The sequence below is a fragment of the Ideonella dechloratans genome, from assembly GCF_021049305.1.
Taxonomy (GTDB): Bacteria; Pseudomonadota; Gammaproteobacteria; order Burkholderiales; family Burkholderiaceae_C; genus Ideonella; species Ideonella dechloratans.
Map to the genome: position 1 here is coordinate 1842156 of NZ_CP088081.1, position 19283 is coordinate 1861438.

At 70.6% G+C, this 19283-nt stretch carries 17 protein-coding genes and 2 pseudogenes; 8 read left to right on the top strand and 11 right to left on the bottom strand.

Annotation, left to right across the window (positions count from 1 at the left end; translation table 11 throughout):
- Positions 1-3 precede the first annotated feature (3 nt).
- Both LRM40_RS08600 and LRM40_RS08605 read right to left on the bottom strand, forming a co-directional pair.
- On the bottom strand, positions 4-2385 hold the full coding sequence (locus LRM40_RS08600; protein WP_151123878.1) for an ABC transporter permease: 2382 nt from the start codon (positions 2383-2385) through the stop codon (positions 4-6).
- A gap of 6 nt (positions 2386-2391) precedes the next feature.
- Positions 2392-3114, bottom strand: a complete 723-nt coding sequence (locus LRM40_RS08605; protein WP_151123877.1) for an ABC transporter ATP-binding protein — start codon at positions 3112-3114, stop codon at positions 2392-2394.
- Positions 3115-3243: 129 nt separating this feature from the next.
- Here LRM40_RS08605 and LRM40_RS08610 point away from each other — a divergent pair, with 129 nt between their 5' ends.
- The 4 genes and pseudogenes from LRM40_RS08610 to LRM40_RS08625 all read left to right on the top strand — a co-directional run.
- A complete protein-coding gene (locus tag LRM40_RS08610) occupies positions 3244-5154 on the top strand; it encodes a gamma-glutamyltransferase family protein (RefSeq protein WP_231067799.1) in 1911 nt (636 codons plus the stop codon).
- A 111-nt stretch (positions 5155-5265) separates the two neighbouring features.
- Positions 5266-5418, top strand: a complete 153-nt coding sequence (locus tag LRM40_RS08615; RefSeq protein WP_170288851.1) for a hypothetical protein — start codon at positions 5266-5268, stop codon at positions 5416-5418.
- 63 nt (positions 5419-5481) lie between these two features.
- Entirely contained in the window at positions 5482-5628 is a 147-nt protein-coding gene (locus tag LRM40_RS08620) for a hypothetical protein (protein WP_170288850.1), read from the top strand.
- A gap of 176 nt (positions 5629-5804) precedes the next feature.
- Positions 5805-5987 (top strand): annotated as a pseudogene (locus LRM40_RS08625) (transposase); the annotation flags it as partial.
- Between the two features lie 265 nt (positions 5988-6252).
- Here the strand turns inward: LRM40_RS08625 and LRM40_RS08630 are convergent.
- The 4 genes and pseudogenes from LRM40_RS08630 to LRM40_RS08645 all read right to left on the bottom strand — a co-directional run bounded on the left by LRM40_RS08630 (position 6253) and on the right by LRM40_RS08645 (position 9005).
- Complete coding sequence (locus LRM40_RS08630; protein WP_231067831.1) at positions 6253-6615, bottom strand: FKBP-type peptidyl-prolyl cis-trans isomerase; 363 nt, start codon at positions 6613-6615, stop codon at positions 6253-6255.
- Positions 6610-6957: pseudogene (locus LRM40_RS08635) on the bottom strand (FKBP-type peptidyl-prolyl cis-trans isomerase); the annotation flags it as partial. The pseudogene LRM40_RS08635 and the gene LRM40_RS08630, both read right to left, overlap by 6 nt.
- Positions 6958-7060: 103 nt before the next feature.
- Positions 7061-8008, bottom strand: coding sequence for a tRNA glutamyl-Q(34) synthetase GluQRS (gluQRS, locus tag LRM40_RS08640; protein ID WP_231067800.1), 948 nt, complete (start codon positions 8006-8008; stop codon positions 7061-7063).
- Positions 7998-9005 carry a LysR family transcriptional regulator gene (locus LRM40_RS08645; RefSeq protein WP_151125213.1) on the bottom strand — a complete coding sequence of 336 codons (1008 nt, stop codon included), beginning with the start codon at positions 9003-9005 and terminating at the stop codon, positions 7998-8000. The genes gluQRS and LRM40_RS08645 overlap by 11 nt, the downstream gene beginning before the upstream one ends.
- 114 nt (positions 9006-9119) lie before the next feature.
- Here LRM40_RS08645 and LRM40_RS08650 point away from each other — a divergent pair, with 114 nt between their 5' ends.
- From LRM40_RS08650 to LRM40_RS08665, 4 genes are all read left to right on the top strand, one after another.
- On the top strand, positions 9120-9821 hold the full coding sequence (locus tag LRM40_RS08650; protein WP_151125214.1) for a pirin family protein: 702 nt from the start codon (positions 9120-9122) through the stop codon (positions 9819-9821).
- 62 nt (positions 9822-9883) lie between these two features.
- A complete protein-coding gene (locus tag LRM40_RS08655; RefSeq protein ID WP_231067801.1) occupies positions 9884-11155 on the top strand; it encodes an HD-GYP domain-containing protein in 1272 nt (423 codons plus the stop codon).
- Between the two features lie 143 nt (positions 11156-11298).
- Positions 11299-12039, top strand: a complete 741-nt coding sequence (locus LRM40_RS08660) for a c-type cytochrome (protein WP_151125216.1) — start codon at positions 11299-11301, stop codon at positions 12037-12039.
- 31 nt (positions 12040-12070) lie between these two features.
- Positions 12071-13021, top strand: coding sequence for a c-type cytochrome (locus LRM40_RS08665; protein ID WP_170288932.1), 951 nt, complete (start codon positions 12071-12073; stop codon positions 13019-13021).
- Between the two features lie 13 nt (positions 13022-13034).
- Here LRM40_RS08665 and LRM40_RS08670 read toward each other — a convergent pair whose 3' ends face one another.
- The 5 genes from LRM40_RS08670 to dapD all read right to left on the bottom strand — a co-directional run bounded on the left by LRM40_RS08670 (position 13035) and on the right by dapD (position 19263).
- On the bottom strand, positions 13035-15062 hold the full coding sequence (locus LRM40_RS08670; RefSeq protein ID WP_151125217.1) for an ABC-F family ATP-binding cassette domain-containing protein: 2028 nt from the start codon (positions 15060-15062) through the stop codon (positions 13035-13037).
- A gap of 36 nt (positions 15063-15098) precedes the next feature.
- On the bottom strand, positions 15099-16001 hold the full coding sequence (gene prmB, locus LRM40_RS08675) for a 50S ribosomal protein L3 N(5)-glutamine methyltransferase (RefSeq protein WP_151125218.1): 903 nt from the start codon (positions 15999-16001) through the stop codon (positions 15099-15101).
- Positions 16002-16004: 3 nt separating this feature from the next.
- A complete protein-coding gene (gene dapE, locus LRM40_RS08680) occupies positions 16005-17150 on the bottom strand; it encodes a succinyl-diaminopimelate desuccinylase (protein ID WP_151125219.1) in 1146 nt (381 codons plus the stop codon).
- Between the two features lie 19 nt (positions 17151-17169).
- Complete coding sequence (locus LRM40_RS08685; RefSeq protein WP_231067802.1) at positions 17170-18351, bottom strand: PilT/PilU family type 4a pilus ATPase; 1182 nt, start codon at positions 18349-18351, stop codon at positions 17170-17172.
- A gap of 78 nt (positions 18352-18429) precedes the next feature.
- Positions 18430-19263, bottom strand: a complete 834-nt coding sequence (dapD, locus tag LRM40_RS08690; RefSeq protein WP_151125221.1) for a 2,3,4,5-tetrahydropyridine-2,6-dicarboxylate N-succinyltransferase — start codon at positions 19261-19263, stop codon at positions 18430-18432.
- Positions 19264-19283: the final 20 nt, after the last annotated feature.

Here is a 19283-nt window from a genome sequence, read left to right on the forward strand (position 1 = left end):
CGGTCACTCGCGGGTCTTGAGGGCGGCGACGATGTCGAGCCGGTCGATGCGCCGGCGCACCACCAGCGCGCTGGCCAGCCCGGCCGCGGCCACGCACAGGGCCGCCCAGGCATAGCTGCGGGGCTGCAGGGCCACCGGGAAATGGAATTGGTCGCTCTTGAGCAGTTCGGTCACGGCGTGCACCAGGCCGCTGCCCAGCAGCATGCCCAGCGGCAGCGCCACCGCGATGGACAGGCCCAGCTCACCCAGCAGCAGGGCCGAGACCTCGCCCCGGGTGAAGCCCAGCACGCGCAGGCTGGCCAGCTCCCAGGCCCGCTCGGCCAGGGCGATGCGGGCGTTGTTGTAGACCACGCCCACCGCGATCACCGCCGCGAAGGCCGTCAGCACCGCCCCCATGATGCGCACGTTGCGGGCGCTGACCTCCTGCATGTTGCGCAGCATGCTGGCCTTGCTGAAGGCGCCGGCCACCTGCGGCAGGGCGCGGGTGGCGGCCAGGAAGGCGTCCTCCTGCCCGCGCGCCACCTGCACCAGATAGGCGTTGGCCAGGTCGTCGTCGCCCAGCAGGCGGTTGAGGGTGTGCAGGTCCATGTAGGCGTTCAGGCCCATCATCTCGTCCACCACCGCGTCCACCGGCAGCTGCAGCACCCGGCCGCGGCCTTCCAGCACCTCCACCTGCACGGTGTCGCCCACGCGCAGGCCCAGCTTGGTGGCCAGGCGGTCCGTCAGCAGCAGGCCCTGGCCCGGCACCGTGTGCACGCGGTCGTTCAGGTCCACCGCGCGCAGCAGCTGTGCGTCCGGCGGCTGGCCCAGGATGCCCGCGCGCTCGCGGTGGTGGCCGTTGACCAGCGTCACCGCCACCTGCCGGGCCGGCTCCACCGCCAGCACGCCGGTAAGGCGGGCCAGTTCCAGGCCGGCCCGCTGCGGCCCGGGCTCGTAGAGCCAGACTTGCACATCGGCCCGCATGCGCACGTGGAACTGCATGTCCACGATGCGGTCCATCGCGTCGCGGAAGAAGCTGCCCATCACCACGATGGCCACCGCCGCCGCCACCCCGCCGATGGACAAGGCGGTGCGCAGCGGCCGGCGCTCCATCTGCCGCAGGATCATGCGCAGCGTGGTGTTCATGCGGGCCAGGCCCAGGCGTTCGACCAGCGTGCGGCGGTAGCGCCCCGGGGCCGGCGGGCGCATGGCCTCGGCCGGGGCCAGCCGCACGGTGGCGGCAATGGCGTTGAGGGTGCCGGCCACGGCGGTCAGCACGGCCGTGCCCACGCTCAGCAGCACCAGCCAGGACGGCAGCACATGCACGAAGCGTGGGAAGCGGAAGAACTCGGCATACAGGCCGGTGAGCATGCGCCCCAGCGCACTGCCCAGCCCCAGGCCCAGTAGACAGCCCAGCGCGACGATGAGCAGCACCAGCTTCAGGTAATGGGCGCCGATGCTGCGGTTGGGGTAGCCCAGGGCCTTGAGGGTGGCGATCTGCTCGCGCTGGGTGGCCACCAGGCGCGAAACCACCACATTGAGCAGAAAGCTCGCCACGCCCAGGAAGATGGCCGGCAGCACGCTGCCCAGCACGTGCTGCTCCTTGATCTCGTTGTCCAGCATGGCGTGGGAGGTCTGGTCCTCGCGGGCGATGGCCTCGCGCCCGCCGTAGCGGGCCAGCCGGCGCTGCAGCGCGTCGCGCACGGCCGGTAGATCGGCCCCGGGGGCCAGCTTCACCGCGACGTGGTTGAAGGCGTCGGCCATGTCGTAGGCCGCGGCCAGGGCCTCGCCATCCACCCAGAACACGCCGAAGCCGCGCTGGTCGGGGATGCCGAAGGGGCCAGCGAAGATGTATTCGGGCGACAGGGCCGTGCCCGTCACCACCAGCGTGCGCTGGCGGCCGTTGACCAAGGCGGACAGACGGCTGCCCGGCGCGAGCCCGCGGGCCTGGGCAAAGGCCTCGGACACCCAGACCGGCAGCGTGCCGTCGCTGCGTGGCCGGCCGGGGTGCTCGGCCGCATCGCCCGCATGGGGCCCGCGCAGGGTGGTCAGGTTCAGGCGGGGCGGGCGGCGCGCGTCCACGCCGATCAGGTGGCCGATGATCGGGTCGTTCTGCCCCTCGATCTGCACCCGCACATCGGCCTCCACCGTGGTCTGCACATCGGCCACGCCGGGCAGGGCGCGCAGGGTGTCGGCCAGCGACAGCGGTGCCCGCTTGAGGCTGACGAACACATCGGCGAAGTGGCCCTGGGCGTAGAAGGCATCGCGCGCCCGTGCCAGGGAATCGACCGCCGACAGGGTGGTGATGAAACCGCCCACGCCACTGGCCACCACCAGCGCGATGGTGACCGCCTGGCTCCACATCAGGCGCAGGTCGCGCAGCAGCTTGAGGTTCAGGGCCTTCATCGCGCGCTACCAGGCCAGGTCGGAAGGGGAGAGCTTGCGGGCGTTCTCCACCACCTTCTGGATGCGCCCGTCGCCCAGGTAGACCACGCGGTCGGCCATGCCGGCAATGGCGGCGTTGTGCGTGATCACCACCGCGGTGGTGCCCAGCTCGGCGTTGATGCGGGCGATGACCTCCAGCACCAGCTTGCCGGTCTGGTAGTCCAGCGCGCCGGTGGGCTCGTCGCACAGCAGTACATCGGGCCGCTTGGCAATGGCGCGGGCGATGGCCACCCGCTGCTGCTCGCCGCCGGAGAGCTGGGCCGGAAAGTGGTCCCGCCGCGGGCTCAGTCCGACGCGGTCGATGGCCTCGTCCACGTCCATCGGCGAAGCCACGATGTCGGTCACCAGGGCCACGTTCTCGCGCACCGTCAGGCTGGGGATGAGGTTGTAGAACTGGAACACGAAGCCCACGTGCTCGCGCCGGTAGCGGGTGAGGGCGGCCTCGTCGGCGCGGGTCAGGTCGTGGTCGGTGAAGCGCACCTCGCCTTCACTGGGCGTGTCCAGCCCGCCCAGGATGTTGAGCAGCGTGCTCTTGCCGCTGCCCGAGGCGCCCAGCAGCACCATGAACTCGCCGCGCCGGATGTCCAGCGACACGTCGCGCAGCGCCGTCACGGCCACCTCGCCCTGGCCATAGACCTTGCTCAGGTGCTGGATCTGGAAGACGACCGGAGCCGGGGCGGTGGCGGGCATGGCGTGGCGGGAGGGGGGACCTGCCCATTCTTGAAGGCCAGGGGGCAAAAACGCTTGACTGACGTCAAGCCAGGGCGGCGCTAGGATGGGGCGATCCGCCATCCCTTCCACCCCTTGCCAGGTTGCCCGATGAACGGTCCTTCGCCCTTGACGCTGCTGCCCGCCCGCCTGCGCCCCACCGCCCCTGCGGAGGCTGTCCTGGTCCGCGGCCTGCGTCGCGCCGGCCTGACCCTGCTTATGCTGGGCCTGGCGGCTTGCCAGCTGCCCGCGCCTTCCCAAGGGGCCGCCAGCGCAGTGGCCGCCCCGCCGCCGGCCAGCGTGGCGCCCGAACTGGCCACCGGCTGGCAGGCCAAGCCCGGCTGGTGGTTCGACCACCAGGCTGTGGCAGCGGCCAACCCGCTGGCCGCCGCGGCCGGGGCCGAGATGCTGCGCGCAGGCGGCTCGGCCGTGGACGCCGCGGTGGCCGTGCAGATGGTGCTGGCCCTGGTGGAGCCCCAGTCCAGCGGCATTGGCGGTGGTGGCTTTCTGCTGCTGTGGGATGGCCATGCCCTGGAGGCCTGGGACGGCCGCGAGACCGCGCCCGCCGCCGCCACCGAACGCCTGTTCCTCAAGCCCGATGGCCAGCCCATGGCCTTTGCCGACGCGGTGCAGGGCGGCCGGGCGGTGGGCGTGCCCGGCGCCGTGGCCATGCTCGAAGCCGTGCACCGCGCCCATGGCCGCCTGCCCTGGGCCCGGCTGTTCCAGCCCGCCATTCGCCTGGCCGACGCCGGCTTTGCCATCAGCCCCCGCCTGTACAGCCTGCTGCAGGACAGCAAGGTACTGAAGGCCGACCCGGCCGCCCGGGCCTATTACTACCAGCCCGAGGTGGCCGGCCAGGCCCTGCAGCCCTGGCCGGTGGGCCATGTGCTGCGCAACCCCGCACTGGCCGAGGTGCTGCGGCGCATCGCCCAACAGGGCAGCCGCGCGCTGCTGACCGGCCCGGTGGCCGCCAGCATCGTGGCCAAGGTGCGCAGCCACCCCGGCAACCCCGGCCTGCTGACCGAGGCCGACCTGGCCGCCTACCGGCCGGTCCAGCGCGAAGCCCTGTGCGCCGACTGGCGTGCCCTGCGCGTCTGCGGCATGCCGCCGCCCTCGTCAGGCGAGATCGCCATCGCCCAGATCCTCACCCTGCTGGACGCGCTGCCCCCGGCCAGCGGCCCCGCGCTGAAGGACGGCCGGCCCACGGTGGAGACGCTGCACCGCTACACCGAGGCTTCCAACCTGGCCTTTGCCGACCGCGCCCTTTACGTGGGCGACCCGGCCTTCGTGAAACCGCCGTCCGGCCGCTGGGCCAGCCTGCTGGACCCGGCCTACCTGCACCAGCGCGCCACGCTCATCGGCCCACGCGCCATGGGCAGCGCCACGGCCGGTGTGCCGGCCGGCGCCACCGTGGCCTACGGGCCCGCCGCCCCGCAGCCCGAGCACGGCACCAGCCACATCAGCATCGTCGACGCGCAGGGCCAGGCCATTGCCTTCACCACCACGGTGGAAAGCGCCTTCGGCACCGGCCTGCTGGTGGATGGCGGCACCGGCTTGCCCGGCGGCTTCCTGCTCAACAACCAGCTGACCGACTTCAACTTCGCCCCCGACGACGCCCAGGGCCGGCCCACCGCCAACCGCGTGCAGCCCGGCAAGCGCCCCCGCTCCAGCATGAGCCCCACGCTGGTCTTCCAGCGCGACAACGGCCAACTGCTGATGACCCTGGGCTCGCCCGGCGGCGCAGCCATCATCCATTACGTGACCAAGCTGCTGCTGGGCACCCAGGCGTGGGGGCTGGACGCGCAACAGGCCGCCAACCTGCCCAACTTCGGCAGCTTCAACGGCCCCACCGTGCTGGAAGCCGGCCAATTCGGCCCCGACACCACCGCCGGCCTGAAAACCCTGGGCCACGAGGTGCGCGAAATGGAACTCAACAGCGGCGCCCAACTGCTGCAGCGGCGCGAGGGCCGCTGGTTTGGCGCGGCCGACCCGCGGCGGGAGGGGGCGGTGGAGGGGGATTGAGGGAGATCCGGACGGCGCTCGAACGCTCCCTCCACTGTGGCGCCCTGCGAAATTCCGCCATGCGCTCGGCTGGTGTTAAGGTGAGTCTCCAACCGTCAGAAAGCATGCCTCATGGCCAAGCCCAACTACCAGTTCGAAAAGCGCCAACGCGAGCAACAGAAAAAGCTCAAGAAGGCGGAAAAGGCTCAGCGCAAGGCACAACCAGCGCCGCTGGCGCCAGAAGCAGACACCCCTCTGACGCCTGGGTGCCAGACGCCTGTGTGAGGGCACGCCAGCGCGGGGCCCATTTCAACCACGGCAAAGCAGAACCGGCACAAGGAGAACACCATGCCCAAGGGCGAACAGCGCAGCAACAAGATGGCGAAGAAGCCCAAGAAGGACACCAGCGCTCCCAAGGATTCAACGGCGGTCTCCACACGCCCCATCGCGCCAACGACAACGGTGCTGCCCAAGGGAAAGCTCAAGACCAAATAGCCGGTCTTCGTTTTCACGAAGATTCGGCCCGCTTCCGACCGGCAGAGCGTCGGCATGCAGGCAGGGCGGGGGCAGCAGCAAGCCCCGCCCACCTGTGACCCTGTCCCACTAAATCGAACCGTTCAGTAACAGAACGACCGGCATGATGAAGGCCCGTGACGGGCCAGGAGCATGTCGTGAGGAAGAGCAAGTTCACCGAAGACCAGATCGCGTTCGCACTGAAGCAGGCCGAACTGGGCATCAGCGTCGAGGAGGTGTGCCGCAAGATGGGCATCAGCGACGCGACGTTCTATGTCTGGCGCAAGAAGTACGGCGGTATCGGACCGTCCGAGCTGCGGCGCTTGCGACAGCTCGAAGAGGCCGGGCATCTTCTACCGGCGAGGGGCGGCTTTTCTCCACTTCCACGAAGACTCTGCCGGCCTGTTTGCGCACGTCAAACTCAATGGGGCCGCCTTTACGCTGTGCCCCGTCAACACGCCCGCCGAGCAGGCGGAGTTGCTGGACAAACTGCAGCAGGCGCAGGTTTCGACGCGGGGCCGCTGAACGCCAGAAAGCACAACGGCCACCCGAGGGTGGCCGCTGAGGCTGAGCCGCCGAACGGCTCAGGAAGCTGAAGGGGCCCGATCAGGCGCCCAGCAGTTCCACTTCGAACAGCAGGGTGGCGTTGGGGGGGATGACGCCGCCGGCGCCGCGCGGGCCGTAGCCCAGGTGCGGCGGGATCAGCAGCAGGCGGGTGCCGCCCACCTTCATGCCTTGCACGCCGTCGTCCCAGCCGCGGATGACCATGCCGCGGCCCAGGTGAAAGCGGAAGGGCTCGTTGCGGTCCTTGCTGGAGTCGAACTTGGCGCCGCGGCCATCGGCGGCGCTGGGGTCGAACAGCCAGCCGGTGTAGTGCACGGTCACCGGGCGGCCGGCGCGGGCTTCGTCGCCGCTGCCTTCGGTCACGTCGGTGATCTGCAGGGGCGGCAGTTCGGGCGTGGGCAGCAGTTCCACTTCGAACACCAGGGTGGCGTTGGGAGGGATGACGCCGCCGGCGCCGCGGGCGCCGTAGCCCAGTTCGGGGGCGATGGTCAGCACGCGCTTGCCGCCCACCTTCATGCCTTGCACGCCCAGGTCCCAGCCCTGGATGACCATGCCGGCGCCCAGGTCGAACTCGAAGGGCTCGTCGCGGTCCTTGCTGGAATCGAACTTGGCACCGCGGTTGTTGGGGGCGGCGGGGTCGTGCAGCCAGCCGGTGTAGTGCACGGTCACGCTCTGGCCGGCACGGGCTTCGGCGCCGTCACCGGTCACCAGGTCGTCGATCTGCAGGCCTTGGGGGAGGGAGCTCATGGGCGGTCTTTCTTCTCGAATCTCGGAAAGGCGGGATCATGCCACCGTCCGCGCTGGGCCCGGTTGGCCGGGGGCTTGTGGATGTCCGCAGGCCGGGGCTGGGTCAGACGCTGGGCGCGGGCCAGCGCGCGGCCCAGGCGGGCACGGCGGCGGCCAGCCAGTCCGCCGGGCCGGTGCCGGGCAGGTCGGCGGGCAGGCCCAGGGCCTGGCCGGCCTGTCGCAGGGCGGCCAGCGGGTCGCGCAGGTCCAGCGGCGTGGCGCCGTTCTGTTTGGAGAGCTTCTGCCCGTCGGCCGCCAGCACCAGCGGGGTGTGCAGGTAGCGCGGGGTGGGCAGGCCCAGCAGGCGCTGCAGGTGGATCTGGCGCGGGGTGTTGTCGGCCAGGTCCTCGCCGCGCACCACGTCGGTGATGCCCTGTTCGGCGTCGTCCACCACCACGGCCAGCTGGTAGGCCCACAGGCCGTCGGCCCGCTTGAGCACGAAGTCGCCCACGGCCTGGCTCAGGTTCTGGGTCTGCGGGCCCAGGCGGCGGTCGGTCCAGTCGATGGTCAGGTCGCTGCCGTCCGGGGCGTCGGTGCGCAGGCGCCAGGCGCGCGCGGGCTTGCCCTGCAGGCCGTGGCGGCAGGTGCCGGGGTACACCAGCTCGCCATGCCGCTCGTGGCCGTGGCCCAGGGCCGCCTGGGCCTGGGCGATCTCCTTGCGGCTGCAGCCGCAGGGGTAGGCCTGGCCGGCATCCACCAGGCGCTGCAGCGCGGCGGCATAGGCCTCGCCCCGGCGGGATTGCCACCACACCTCGCCATCACCATCAAGGTCGGGGTGCAGGCCGCAGGTGGCCAGTTGGCGCAGGATCTCTTCGCCCGCGCCGGGCACGCAGCGGGGGGTGTCCACGTCCTCGATGCGCACCCGCCACAGGCCGCCCTGGGCACGGGCGTCCAGCCAACTGGCCAGCGCGGCCACCAGGGAGCCGGCGTGCAGCAGGCCGGTGGGGGAGGGGGCGAAGCGGCCGATCCGCTGACTGGGCCGGGCGCTGGGAAGCGCTGTTTCAGTGGCCATGGGCGGCAGATTCCGCGCAGGGCAGGCCACTGGGCAGGCTCAGCAGGGCCTGGCGGGTGGCGGGGCTTTCCAGCTGCTGCAGCCACCATTGCAGGGCCAGGCCACGCGGGGCCTGGCGGGGCTGGCCCACGGCGGCGCTGCGCCAGGCATAGGCCAGGGTGGTTTCGCGGCGGGCGCGGCGCACCTCGCGCTGCACCAGATGGCCCAGGGCCAGGTGGTCGCGCACCATGGGTTCGGGCACGAAGCCGCAGCCCAGGCAGCGCAGCAGGGCGTCGATCTTCATCTGCATGGTGGGCACGGTCAGCACGTCCTGGCCCGGCAGCAGGTTGACGGTGATGGGCGAGACGCGCTGGGCCGAATCGGCCACGGCCACGGCCCGGTGGCGCAGCAGTTCGGCGTCGGTCAACGGCTCGTCCCGGCCCGCCAGGGGATGGTGCGGCGCCATCACGAAGACGAAATCCACCCTGCCCAGCGAGCGCATCTCGAAGCCCGAGGGCAGCACCATGTCGAAAGGCACGCCGATGGCCAGATCGGCCTGGCCGGAGAGCAGGGTGTCCCAGGTGCCGGCCAACACCTCGGCGCGCAGGCGCAGCCGGGTGCCGGTGCCCTCGCTGCCGCCCTGCGGCCGGATGGCGTAGAAGGCTTCGCACAGCTCCAGCAGGGTGCGGCGCGACAGCACGTCGTCCGCCGTGATGGTCAGCTGGGTTTCCCAACCGGTGGCCACGCGCCGCACCCGGTTGGCCACCGCGTCCATCTGGGCCAGCAGGCGCCGGCCTTCCTGCAGCAGTTCCTCGCCCGCGGCGGTCAGCTTGGCCTGGCGCGAGCGGCGGTCGAACAGCAGCACGTCCAGCGCGTCCTCCAGCTGGCGCACGCTGTAGGTGAGGGCCGAGGGCACCTTGCCCAGTTCGCGGGCCGCGGCGGCAAAGCTGCCGGTGCGGGCGATGGTGTCCATCATCGCAAGGGCGTCGGGGGTCAGGGCGTGGCGGCGATCGGGCATAAGAGGTTCATGTTATTTGAAAGATCGCTTCAAGCCCGGGGACATGGCCACTCAAGGGGGCGCTCCTACATTGGATGCACACGGTTCCATTCACATCCCCACAGGAGGCACACCATGATCACTCTGCGCAAGTCCGGCGAACGGGGCCTGGCCGACCACGGCTGGCTCCGCAGCTTCCACACCTTCTCGTTTGCCGACTATTACGACCCGGCCCACATGGGCTTCGGCAACCTGCGGGTGATCAACGAGGACCGGGTGGCCCCGGGCACCGGCTTCGGCACCCACGGCCACCGCGACATGGAGATCGTCAGCTATGTGCTGGACGGCGAACTGGCGCACCAGGACAGCATGGGCAATGGCACGGCCATCCGCCCGGGCGAGGTGCAGCGCATGACGGCCGGCACCGGGGTGCGGCACAGCGAGTTCAACCATGCCGAAGGGCAGACCACGCACTTCCTGCAGATCTGGCTGCTGCCCGACCGCCTGGGCCACACCCCGGGCTACGAGCAGAAGGCCTTTTCCGAGCAGGACAAGCGCGGCCGGCTGCGGCTGGTGGCCTCGCCCGACGGCCGTGAGGGCTCGGTGACGCTGCATGCCAACGCCAGCCTGCGGGCCGGCCTGTTCGACGGCGATGAGTCCGCCGAGCTGACACTGGACCCGTCGCGCAAGACCTGGGTGCACCTGGCCCGCGGCACGCTGACCGTCAACGGCCATGCGCTGCAGGCGGGCGATGCCCTGGCGCTGAGTGGCGAAACGCGGCTGGAGATTTCCGGCGGCGAAGGCGCCGAGGTGCTGGTCTTCGATCTGGAGGCCTGACCGGGCCTGCCCCTCGGTTCGCCCGAGGGGTCCCTTGCGCGGGCCGTGGCATGCTTGCGGGCGTGCTGAAGACGATTCGTTCCGACCAGCTGCGGCTGGGCATGTTCATCCACCAGTTCTCGGGCGCCTGGCTGTCGCACCCGTTCTGGCGGCGCCAGTTCCTGCTGCGCGACGCCCGCGACCTGGAGAAGCTCCGCGCGCTGGACCTGGCGGGCGTCGTCATCGACACCGATCGCGGGTTGGACGTGATGACCGCAGAGCCGCCGCCGGCCGAGGCGACGCAGGGCAGCACGGACGCCACCCGCAGGGGGCGCTCGGCGCCTTCGCCCGCACCGGCGCCGCCGCCGATGGACGAGCCCATCGTCCTGCCCCTGCCGGATGCACACCCCGCCCTGGCCCTGGCCGGCCCCGCCTTCCAGGAGGCGGCCGCGCTCAGCCGCCAGGCCGTGCGTCAGGCCATGGATCTCTATGGCGCGGCCCGCCTGGGCCACGCGCTGGATGCCGGCCAGTGCCTGGGCCTGGTCGAGGAGGTGGTGCAGTCGGTCACCCGCCGGCCCCATGCCCTCATCAGCATCGCCCGGCTGAAGTCGGTGTCCGACTACACCTATCTGCATGCGGTGGCGGTGTGCGCGCTGATGGCCGGGCTGGCCCGGCAGATGGGCTGGGCCGAGCCGGACATCCGGCAGGCGGCGCTGGCCGGGCTGCTGCTGGATGTGGGCAAGGCCACGCTGCCGGACGATCTGGTGCAGCGCGCGGGCACCCTGTCTGACGAGGAGCGCACCATCATGCGCACCCATGTGCAGCGCGGCCACGACCTGCTGCGTGCCGAAGGCGGGTACGACGAGCGCGTGCTGCAGGCCTGCCTGCACCACCACGAGCGGCTCAACGGCAGCGGCTACCCCGGCGCGCTGCAGGGCGACGCCATCCCCGAGGTGGCCCGCATGGCCGCCATCTGCGATGTGTACGACGCCGTCACCTCCGACCGGCCCTACCGCGAAGCCTGGGATCCGGGCGAGGCCATGCGGCGCATGGCGCGTTCCAAGGGCCTGTACGACCCCACGCTCATGCAGCACTTCGTGAAGGCGGTGGGCATCTACCCGGTGGGCGCCCTGGTGCGGCTGCGCTCGGAACTGCTGGGCGTGGTGGTGGCCCAGGGCAAGGGTTCGCTGCTCGCGCCCAAGGTCCGGGTGTTCTTCAGCCTGGCCCTGCACCGGCGCATCGAACCCTATGTGCTGGACCTGGCCAAGCCCGGTTGTGCCGACCGCATCGCCGACCTGGAATCGCCCGAGGGCTGGCGTTTTGCCGACCTGGAAGCCCAATGGCTGACGGGTTGAAATTCCCATGCCATCCGACGATGGCACTCACTTAGTCCTCAGGAATTCCTCACGGAAAAGCCCGGGTCGGCGGCGGAGACGGCGGCCGATAGCATCTCCGTTGGCCGCTCCGGCGGCCCCGAGACCCCCTCCGAGGATTCCCCATGCACCAACCGACCCCGCGCGCCCGGGCCTGGCCGCTGGCGGGCCTGCTCCTGCTGACGAGCCTGGCCAGCCATGCCGCCCCCGACGGCGACACCCTCATGCAGAAGGGCGGCGCCAACCCGGCGGCCATGCCCTGCATCAGCTGCCATGCGCCGGACGGCAAGGGCATGGCCCCGGCCGGCTTTCCGCGCCTGGCCGGTCTACCGGCCGACTACATCCGCAAGCAGCTGCACGACTTCAAGGCCGGGCGCCGCCAGAACGGGGTGATGCAGCCCATCGCCACCGCACTGACCGAGGAGGAGATCGATGCCCTGGCCGGTGCCTACGCCGCCCGCCCGCGGGTGAACGTGGCCCCGCAGCCGGTGGGCACGCCGCCGGAGGGAAGCGGCGCCTGGATCGCCCTGCGCGGCGCCTGGGACCGCAGCATCCCCGAGTGCACGCTGTGCCACGGCCCCGGTGGCATCGGCGTGGATCCGTCCTTCCCGCCGCTGGCCGGGCAAGGCGCGGTCTACATCGAGAACCAGCTCAAGGCCTGGCGGGGCACGCCGGCGGTCAAGGCCCATGGCAAGACCCGGGCCGTGGCCGCCGTGCCGCCCAGCCGGCAGAACGACCCGAACGGGCTGATGCAGCACATCGCCGCCAGCCTCACGCCCACCGAGATGAAGGCCGTGGCCGAGTACTTCGGCAGTCTGGGGGACTCTAGCGAGCCCTTCGACGACACCCAGCACCGGCTGCGCTGATGGCGCTTCCACCTTCCGGACACGAGACGCCATGATTGCTTCCACGACCTATCGCCCCGCGTTGCTGGCCGCCATGACCCTGGCCCTGGCCGGCCTGGCTGGCTTTGGCGCCCAGGCTGCCAGCCCCCGCACCGACGACCAGACCCAGCTGCCCCAGGCGCCGGCCAAGGCCGCCAGCAGCCCCTGGTTCCAGCCGCCGGCCGAGAGCAGCCTGCCCAACAACGCCTTCGGCGCGCTGGTGCGCCAGGGCCAGGCGATCTTCCTGAACACCAAGGCCCTGGCGCCGCAGTACGTGGGCAACGAGCTGGCCTGCGTGAACTGCCACCTGGACCGGGGCCGCAAGGCCAATTCGGCCCCGCTGTGGGCGGCCTACACCATGTACCCGGCCTACCGGAAGAAGAACGACAAGGTCAACAGCTTCGCCGAGCGCATGCAGGGCTGCTTCCAGTTCAGCATGAACGGCAAGGCCCCGGCGGCCGACAGCGAGGTACTCAACGCGCTGACGGCCTATGCCTACTGGCTGTCCACCGGCGCGCCGGTGGGCCAGGCCCTGCCGGGCCGCGGTTTCGATGAACCGATGCCGCCCAAGGGTGGCTACGACATCGCCCGCGGGGCGAAGGTCTACAGCGCCCAGTGCGCCATCTGCCACGGGGCCAACGGCGAGGGCAAGAAGGTGGGCGCGACTCAGGTCTTCCCGCCGCTGTGGGGCAAGGACTCCTACAACTGGGGCGCCGGCATGCACCGCATCAACACGGCGGCCGGCTTCATCCAGCACAACATGCCGCTGGGCAAGGGCGAGACGCTGAGCGACCAGGAGGCCTGGGACGTGGCGGCCTTCGTCAATTCGCATGAGCGGCCGCAGGACCCGCGCCTGGTCAACCACGACATCGAGGCCACCCGCAAGAAGTTCCACGAGGGCGACGGGGTGAACCTCTACGGCGTGATGGTGGACGGCGTCCTGCTGGGCCAGGGCGTGAAGTGAGCCCCCGGGGTGCTCAGCCCGCCTGGCGGGTCAGCGCCTCGATCTCCTCGCCCAGCTCCAGCCAGCGCTCTTCCTGCATGGCCAGCTCGGCCTGGATGTGGGCCAGGCGCCGGCCGTGCTCGGCGAACTGATCGCCCGACAGGCCCGGCGTGGCCAGCAGGGCCTCGACCTCGGTCTTCTCGCGGCCCAGCTTCTCCAGGCGCTTGTCGATCTGGGCCTGCTCGTTGCGCAGCGGGCGGGTCAGGTCGGCCAACTTGGCACGGGCCTGGGCGGCGGCCTTGCGGTCTTCCCGGCTGTGGTTGCCGGCGGACGGTGCGGGTGCCGGGACCTGTGAGGGTGCGGCCGATGCTGCCGCGGGCGCCGCGCTGGCCTTGGGCGCCGGGGCCGGCGCCGCAGGCTTGCCGCTGGCGGCACGCTGGGCCTCGCGGCTGCGCTCCAGCAGCCACTTCTGGTAGTCGTCCAGGTCGCCGTCGAAGGGCTTGAGCTCGCCGTCGGCCACCAGCCAGAACTCGTCGCAGGTTTCGCGCAGCAGGGCGCGGTCGTGGCTGACCAGCATCACCGTGCCCTCGAACTCGTTGAGCGCCATGGACAGGGCCTCGCGGGTCTGCAGGTCCAGATGGTTGGTCGGCTCGTCCAGCAGCAGCAGGTTGGGGCGCTGCCACACCAGGCTGGCCAGCACCAGACGGGCCTTTTCGCCGCCCGAGAGCGTGCCGATGGGCTGGTGCACCATGTCGCCCTCGAAGCGGAACTGGCCCAGGAAGTTGCGCAGGTCCTGCTCGCGGCCCTCGCCACCCAGGTGGGCCGCGCAGGCCTTGGCCAGGCGCACCATGTGCTGCAGTGGGCTGTCGTCGCCGTGCAGCAGGTCCATCTCCTGCTGGGCGAAGTAGCCGATGGCCAGGCCCTTGCCCTCGGTCAGCGTGCCGGCCAGCGCCGGGTGGGCGCGGGCGATGGTCTTGACCACGGTGGACTTGCCCTGGCCGTTGGCGCCCAGGATGCCGATGCGCTGGCCCGCCAGCACGGTGCGGCTGATGCCGTGGACGATGGGCTTGTCGCTGCCGTCCTCGTTGGCGCCGACGTAACCACAGACCACGTCGCGCATGGCCAGCATGGGGTTGGGCAGGCTGATCGGCTCGCGGAACTCGAAGCTGAAGTCGGCCGCGGTGAGCACCGGGGCGAGCTTTTCCATCCGCGCCAGCGCCTTGACCCGGCTCTGGGCCTGCTTGGCCTTGGTGGCCTTGGCCTTGAAGCGGTCGATGAACTTCTGCAGGTGGGCGATGCGGTCCTGCTGCTTGGAGAAAGCCGCGGCCTGCTGCTCCATGCGCTCGGCGCGCATTTCCTCGAAGCGGGTGTAGTTGCCGCCGTAGCGGGTCAGCTTGGCCTCGTCCAGATGCAGGGTGACGGTGGTGATGGCGTCCAGGAACTCGCGGTCGTGGCTGATGACCAGCAGGGTGCCGGCATAGCGCTGCAGCCAGCCTTCCAGCCAGACCAGGGCGTCCAGGTCCAGGTGGTTGGTGGGCTCGTCCAGCAGCAGCAGGTCGCTGGGGCACATCAGGGCGCGGGCCAGCTGCAGGCGCATGCGCCAGCCACCGGAGAAGCTGTTGACCGGCGCCATCACCTGGTCGAGCTTGAAGCCTAGGCCCAGCAGCAGGGTCTGGGCGCGGGCCTTGGCGTCGAAGGCGCCGGCCTCTTCCAGGGCCAGGTGGGCCTCGGCCATGGCGTGGCCGTCATCGGCGGCTTCGGCCGCATCCAGCGCGGCCTGGGCCTCCATCAGCGGCAGGTCGCCCTGCAGTACGAAGTCGGTGGCCGGGGTGTCCACCTCGGGCATGTGCTGGGCCACCTCGCCCAGGCGCCACTTGGGCGGGATCTCGAAGTCGCCGGCGTCGGCGCCCAGGCGGCCGGCCAGCATGGCGAACAGGCTGGACTTGCCGGCGCCGTTGCGGCCGACCAGGCCGACCTTTTCACCGGGGTTGAGGGTGACGGTGGCGCTGTCGAGCACCACCTTGACGCCGCGGCGCAGCGTCACATTGCGAAGAGTGATCATGGAACGTCCGAATGCGGTTCGACGTCCCCCGCGGGTTCAGGCCGGGCCGGGCAGGGCGCCGGGCGCGGTCAGCGCATCGCGGGTGACGAGCAGCACCTGGTCGTCGCCGGCGCTGGTGGGCAGCCAGACGACGTCCAGGAGGGGGAAGGCGGCTTCGAAGAAGTCGCGCTCATGGCCGATCTCCAGCACCAGCACGGCGCCGGGGTTCATGTGCGCCGCGGCCTGTTGCAGCAGCGGGCGGATGAAATCCATGCCGTCGTGTCCGCCGGCGGCATTGCCGGACAGGGCGAGCTGGGGTTCGGCCAGGTATTCCGGCGGCAGGGCCGCCATCGCTTCGGCGTTCACATAGGGCGGGTTGCAGAGGATGAGGTCGAAGGTCTGGCCCGTGACGGCGTGCAGGCCGTCGCCCTGGGCCAGGCGGATGCGGTCGGCCAGGCCGTGCCGCTCGATGTTGATGCGGGCCACGGCCAACGCATCGTCGGAGAGGTCGGCGCCGGTGACCTGCACCTCGGGCCAGGCCATGGCGGCCAGCACGGCCAGGCTGCCGTTGCCGGTGCACAGGTCCAGCACGGTGTGGGTCTCTTCGCTGAGCCAGGGGTCGATGGTGGCATCGGCCAGGCACTCGGCGATCAGCGAGCGCGGCACGATGACCCGCGGGTCCACCGTGAAGGGCACGCCCTGCAGCCAGGCTTCGCCGGTCAGGTAGGCGGCCGGCTGTCGGCTGTGGATGCGGCGCTCGATCAGCTCGGCGGCTTTGGCGGCTTCGTCTGGCGGCACCGGCTGCTCGGCCACTTCGTCCAGCGCGTCCAACGGCAGGTCCAGCGACCACAGCACCAGCCAGGCGGCCTCGTCGAAGGCGTTGGTGGTGCCATGCCCAAACGAAACGCCCGCCTCGGTGAGGCGGGCGCTGCTGCGCTCGATCAGTTCCAGGACGGTCATGGGTCAGGCCAGCAGGGTTTCCAGGGTGCGGCGGTAGATGTTCTTCAGCGGCTCCACGCTGTCCACGGCCACATGCTCGTTGACTTTGTGGATGGTGGCGTTCACCGGACCGAATTCCACCACCTGTTCGCACAGCTTGGCAATGAAGCGGCCGTCGGAGGTGCCGCCGGTGGTGGAGAGCTCGGTCCTCACACCGGTCTCCGCCTGGATGGCTTCGCTCAGCGCGGTGACCAGGCTGCCCACCGGGGTCAGGAAGGGCTCGCCGCCCAGCGTCCAGTCGATGCGCCACTGCAGCTGGTGGCGGTCCAGCACCTGGGCCACCCGGGCCTTCAGGCTTTCGGGCGTGGAGGCGGTGGAGAAGCGGAAGTTGAAGTCCACCACCAGCTCGCCCGGAATCACGTTGGTGGCACCGGTGCCGGCATGGATGTTGGAGATCTGCCAGGTGGTGGGCGGGAAGTACTCGTTGCCGGCATCCCATTCGGTGGCGGCCAGCTGGGCCAGTGCCGGGGCGGCTTCATGCACCGGGTTGCGCGCCAGCTGCGGGTAGGCCACATGGCCCTGCACACCGGTGACGGTGAGCTTGCCCGAGAGCGAGCCGCGGCGACCGTTCTTGATCATGTCGCCGAGCTTTTCGACGCAGGTGGGCTCGCCGACGATGCAGCAGTCCAGCCGCTCGCCCCGCTCGCGCAGGGCCTGCACCACCTTGACGGTGCCGTCGACCGAGGGGCCTTCCTCGTCGCTGGTGATCAGGAAGGCCACACGGCCGGTGTGGGTGGGGTGGGCCCGCACGAACTCCTCGGCCGCCACCACCATGGCGGCCACCGAGGTCTTCATGTCCGCCGCGCCACGGCCGAAGAGCTTGCCCTCGCGGTGGCTGGGTACGAAGGGGTCGCTGTTCCAGAGGGCCAGCGGGCCGGGGGGCACCACGTCGGTGTGGCCGGCGAAGACCACCGTGGGGCCGGGGCGGCCGCCATCGTGCACGGCCCAGAGGTTCTGGACGCGGAAGTCCTCCGGGCCGAAGGGCAGGTGCTCGGCCACGAAGCCCAGGGCGGTGAGCCGCTGGGCGATCAGGTCCTGGCAGCCATGGTCGGCCGGGGTGACGGAAGGGCGGGCGATCAGGTCTTCGACCAGGCGCAGGGTATCGGACATCAGGACTGCAGGAACGGGTTCAGCGCGTGCGGGCACTGACCAGGGAGGCGGGCGGCGTCGTTTCGGGCACGACGTCCAGCGTGATTTCGGTGAAGGAGGGGCTGTCGGGCTCGGCGGTGGTGGGGGCCACGCGCGACACCGGGGCCTGCTCGTTCTGCAGACGCCACAGCAGGTTGGTGGGCGAATCGGCCTGGGCCAGGGCCTCGTCGCGCGAGACCAGCCCTTCCTTGATCATCTTGGCCAGTTCCTGCTCGAAGGTCTGGGAGCCTTCGGCCAGGGAGCGCTCCATGGCCTCCTTGACGCCGGCGAAGTCGCCCTTCTCGATCATCTCGGCCACCAGCTTGGAGTTCTGCATCACCTCCACAGCCGGGACGCGGCCGCCCTTCATCGAGCGCAGCAGGCGCTGCGAGACGATGGCCTTGAGGGCGGCAGACAGGTCGGCCAGCAGGGCGGGGCGGGCTTCGGGCGTGTAGAAGGAGAGGATCCGGCCCAGGGCGTGGTAGCTGTTGTTGGCGTGCAGCGTGGCCAGCACCAGGTGGCCCGACAGGGCATAGGAGATCGTCTGCGACATGGTCTCGCGGTCGCGGATCTCGCCGATCATGATGCAGTCCGGGGCCTGGCGCAGCGCGTTCTTCAGCGCGATGTGCATGCTGGCCGTGTCGCGCCCCACCTCGCGCTGGTTGACGATCGAGCGCTTGTTGTTGAACAGGAACTCGATCGGGTCTTCGATGGTGAGGATGTGGCCCGAGACGTTCTGGTTGCGCCACTCCAGCATGGCGGCCATGGTGGTGCTCTTGCCGGTGCCGGTGGCCCCCACCATCAGGATCAGGCCGCGCTTTTCCAGCGACAGCGGCGCCAGGATGGGCGGCAGGTTCAGGGTGTCGATCGAGGGGATCTTCACCGGCACGCAACGCACCACCGCAGCGATGCTGTTGCGCTGCTTGAAGCCCGAGAGCCGGAAGCTGCCGACCTTGGGGATGCCGATGCCGATGTTGAGCTCACCGGTCTGGTCCAGCTCCTCGAGCTGCTCGGCCGAGAGCACCTCGGCCAGCAGGGCGCGGGGCATGCTGGGGGCCAGCACATGGTCGGTGATGGGCATCAGCTGCCCGTTGATCTTCAGCAGCGCCGGGGCATTGGCCGACAGGTAGAGGTCGGACGCCCCTTTTTCCGCCATCAGCTGCAGGACACGTTGCATGTTCATCCGCGAGATCTCCCAAAGGTCGGAGCCGACAGCATAGGTGGAAAAGGGGCAGAAGGGGCCAACGGCGGGCGTGCCGTGTCAGCCGCGCAGCAGGTCGTTGATGCTGGTCTTGGAGCGGGTCTGGGCGTCCACGCGCTTGACGATGATGGCCGCGTACATGCTGTAGGCCTGGCCGGAGGCTGTCGTCTTGGGCAGGTTGCCGCTGACCACCACCGAGCCGCTGGGCACGCGGCCGTAGCTGATTTCGCCGGTTTCGCGGTTGAACAGCGGGGTGCTCTGGCCGATGTACACGCCCATGCCGATCACCGAGTTCTCCTCGACGATCACGCCCTCGACCACTTCGGAGCGGGCGCCGATGAAGCAGTTGTCCTCGATGATGGTCGGGTTGGCCTGCAGGGGTTCGAGCACGCCGCCCAGGCCCACGCCGCCGGACAGGTGCACGTTCTTGCCCACCTGGGCGCAGGAGCCGACGGTGGCCCAGGTGTCGACCATGGTGCCTTCGTCCACGTAGGCGCCGATGTTCACGTAGCTGGGCATCAGGATGGCGCCCTTGGCCACGAAGCTGCCGCGGCGGGCCATGGCCGGCGGCACCACGCGCACGCCGGTGGCCGCCAGGGTGGCGTCGTCCATGGCGCCGAACTTGGTGTCCACCTTGTCGAAGAAGGCCAGCTCACCGGCGCGCATCACGCGGTTGTCGTTCAGGCGGAAGGACAGCAGCACCGCCTTCTTGATCCACTGGTTGACCTGCCACTGGCCCACGGCCTGGCGCTCGGCCACGCGCAGGCGGCCGGCGTCGAGCTCGGCGATCACATGGGCCACTGCCTCACGCACTTCGGCCGGGGCCTGGGTGGTGCTCAGTTCGGCGCGCTGGTCCCAGGCGGTTTCGATGATGTTCTGCAGTTGTTGCGTCATGACAGGGCAGGGAGGAAGGG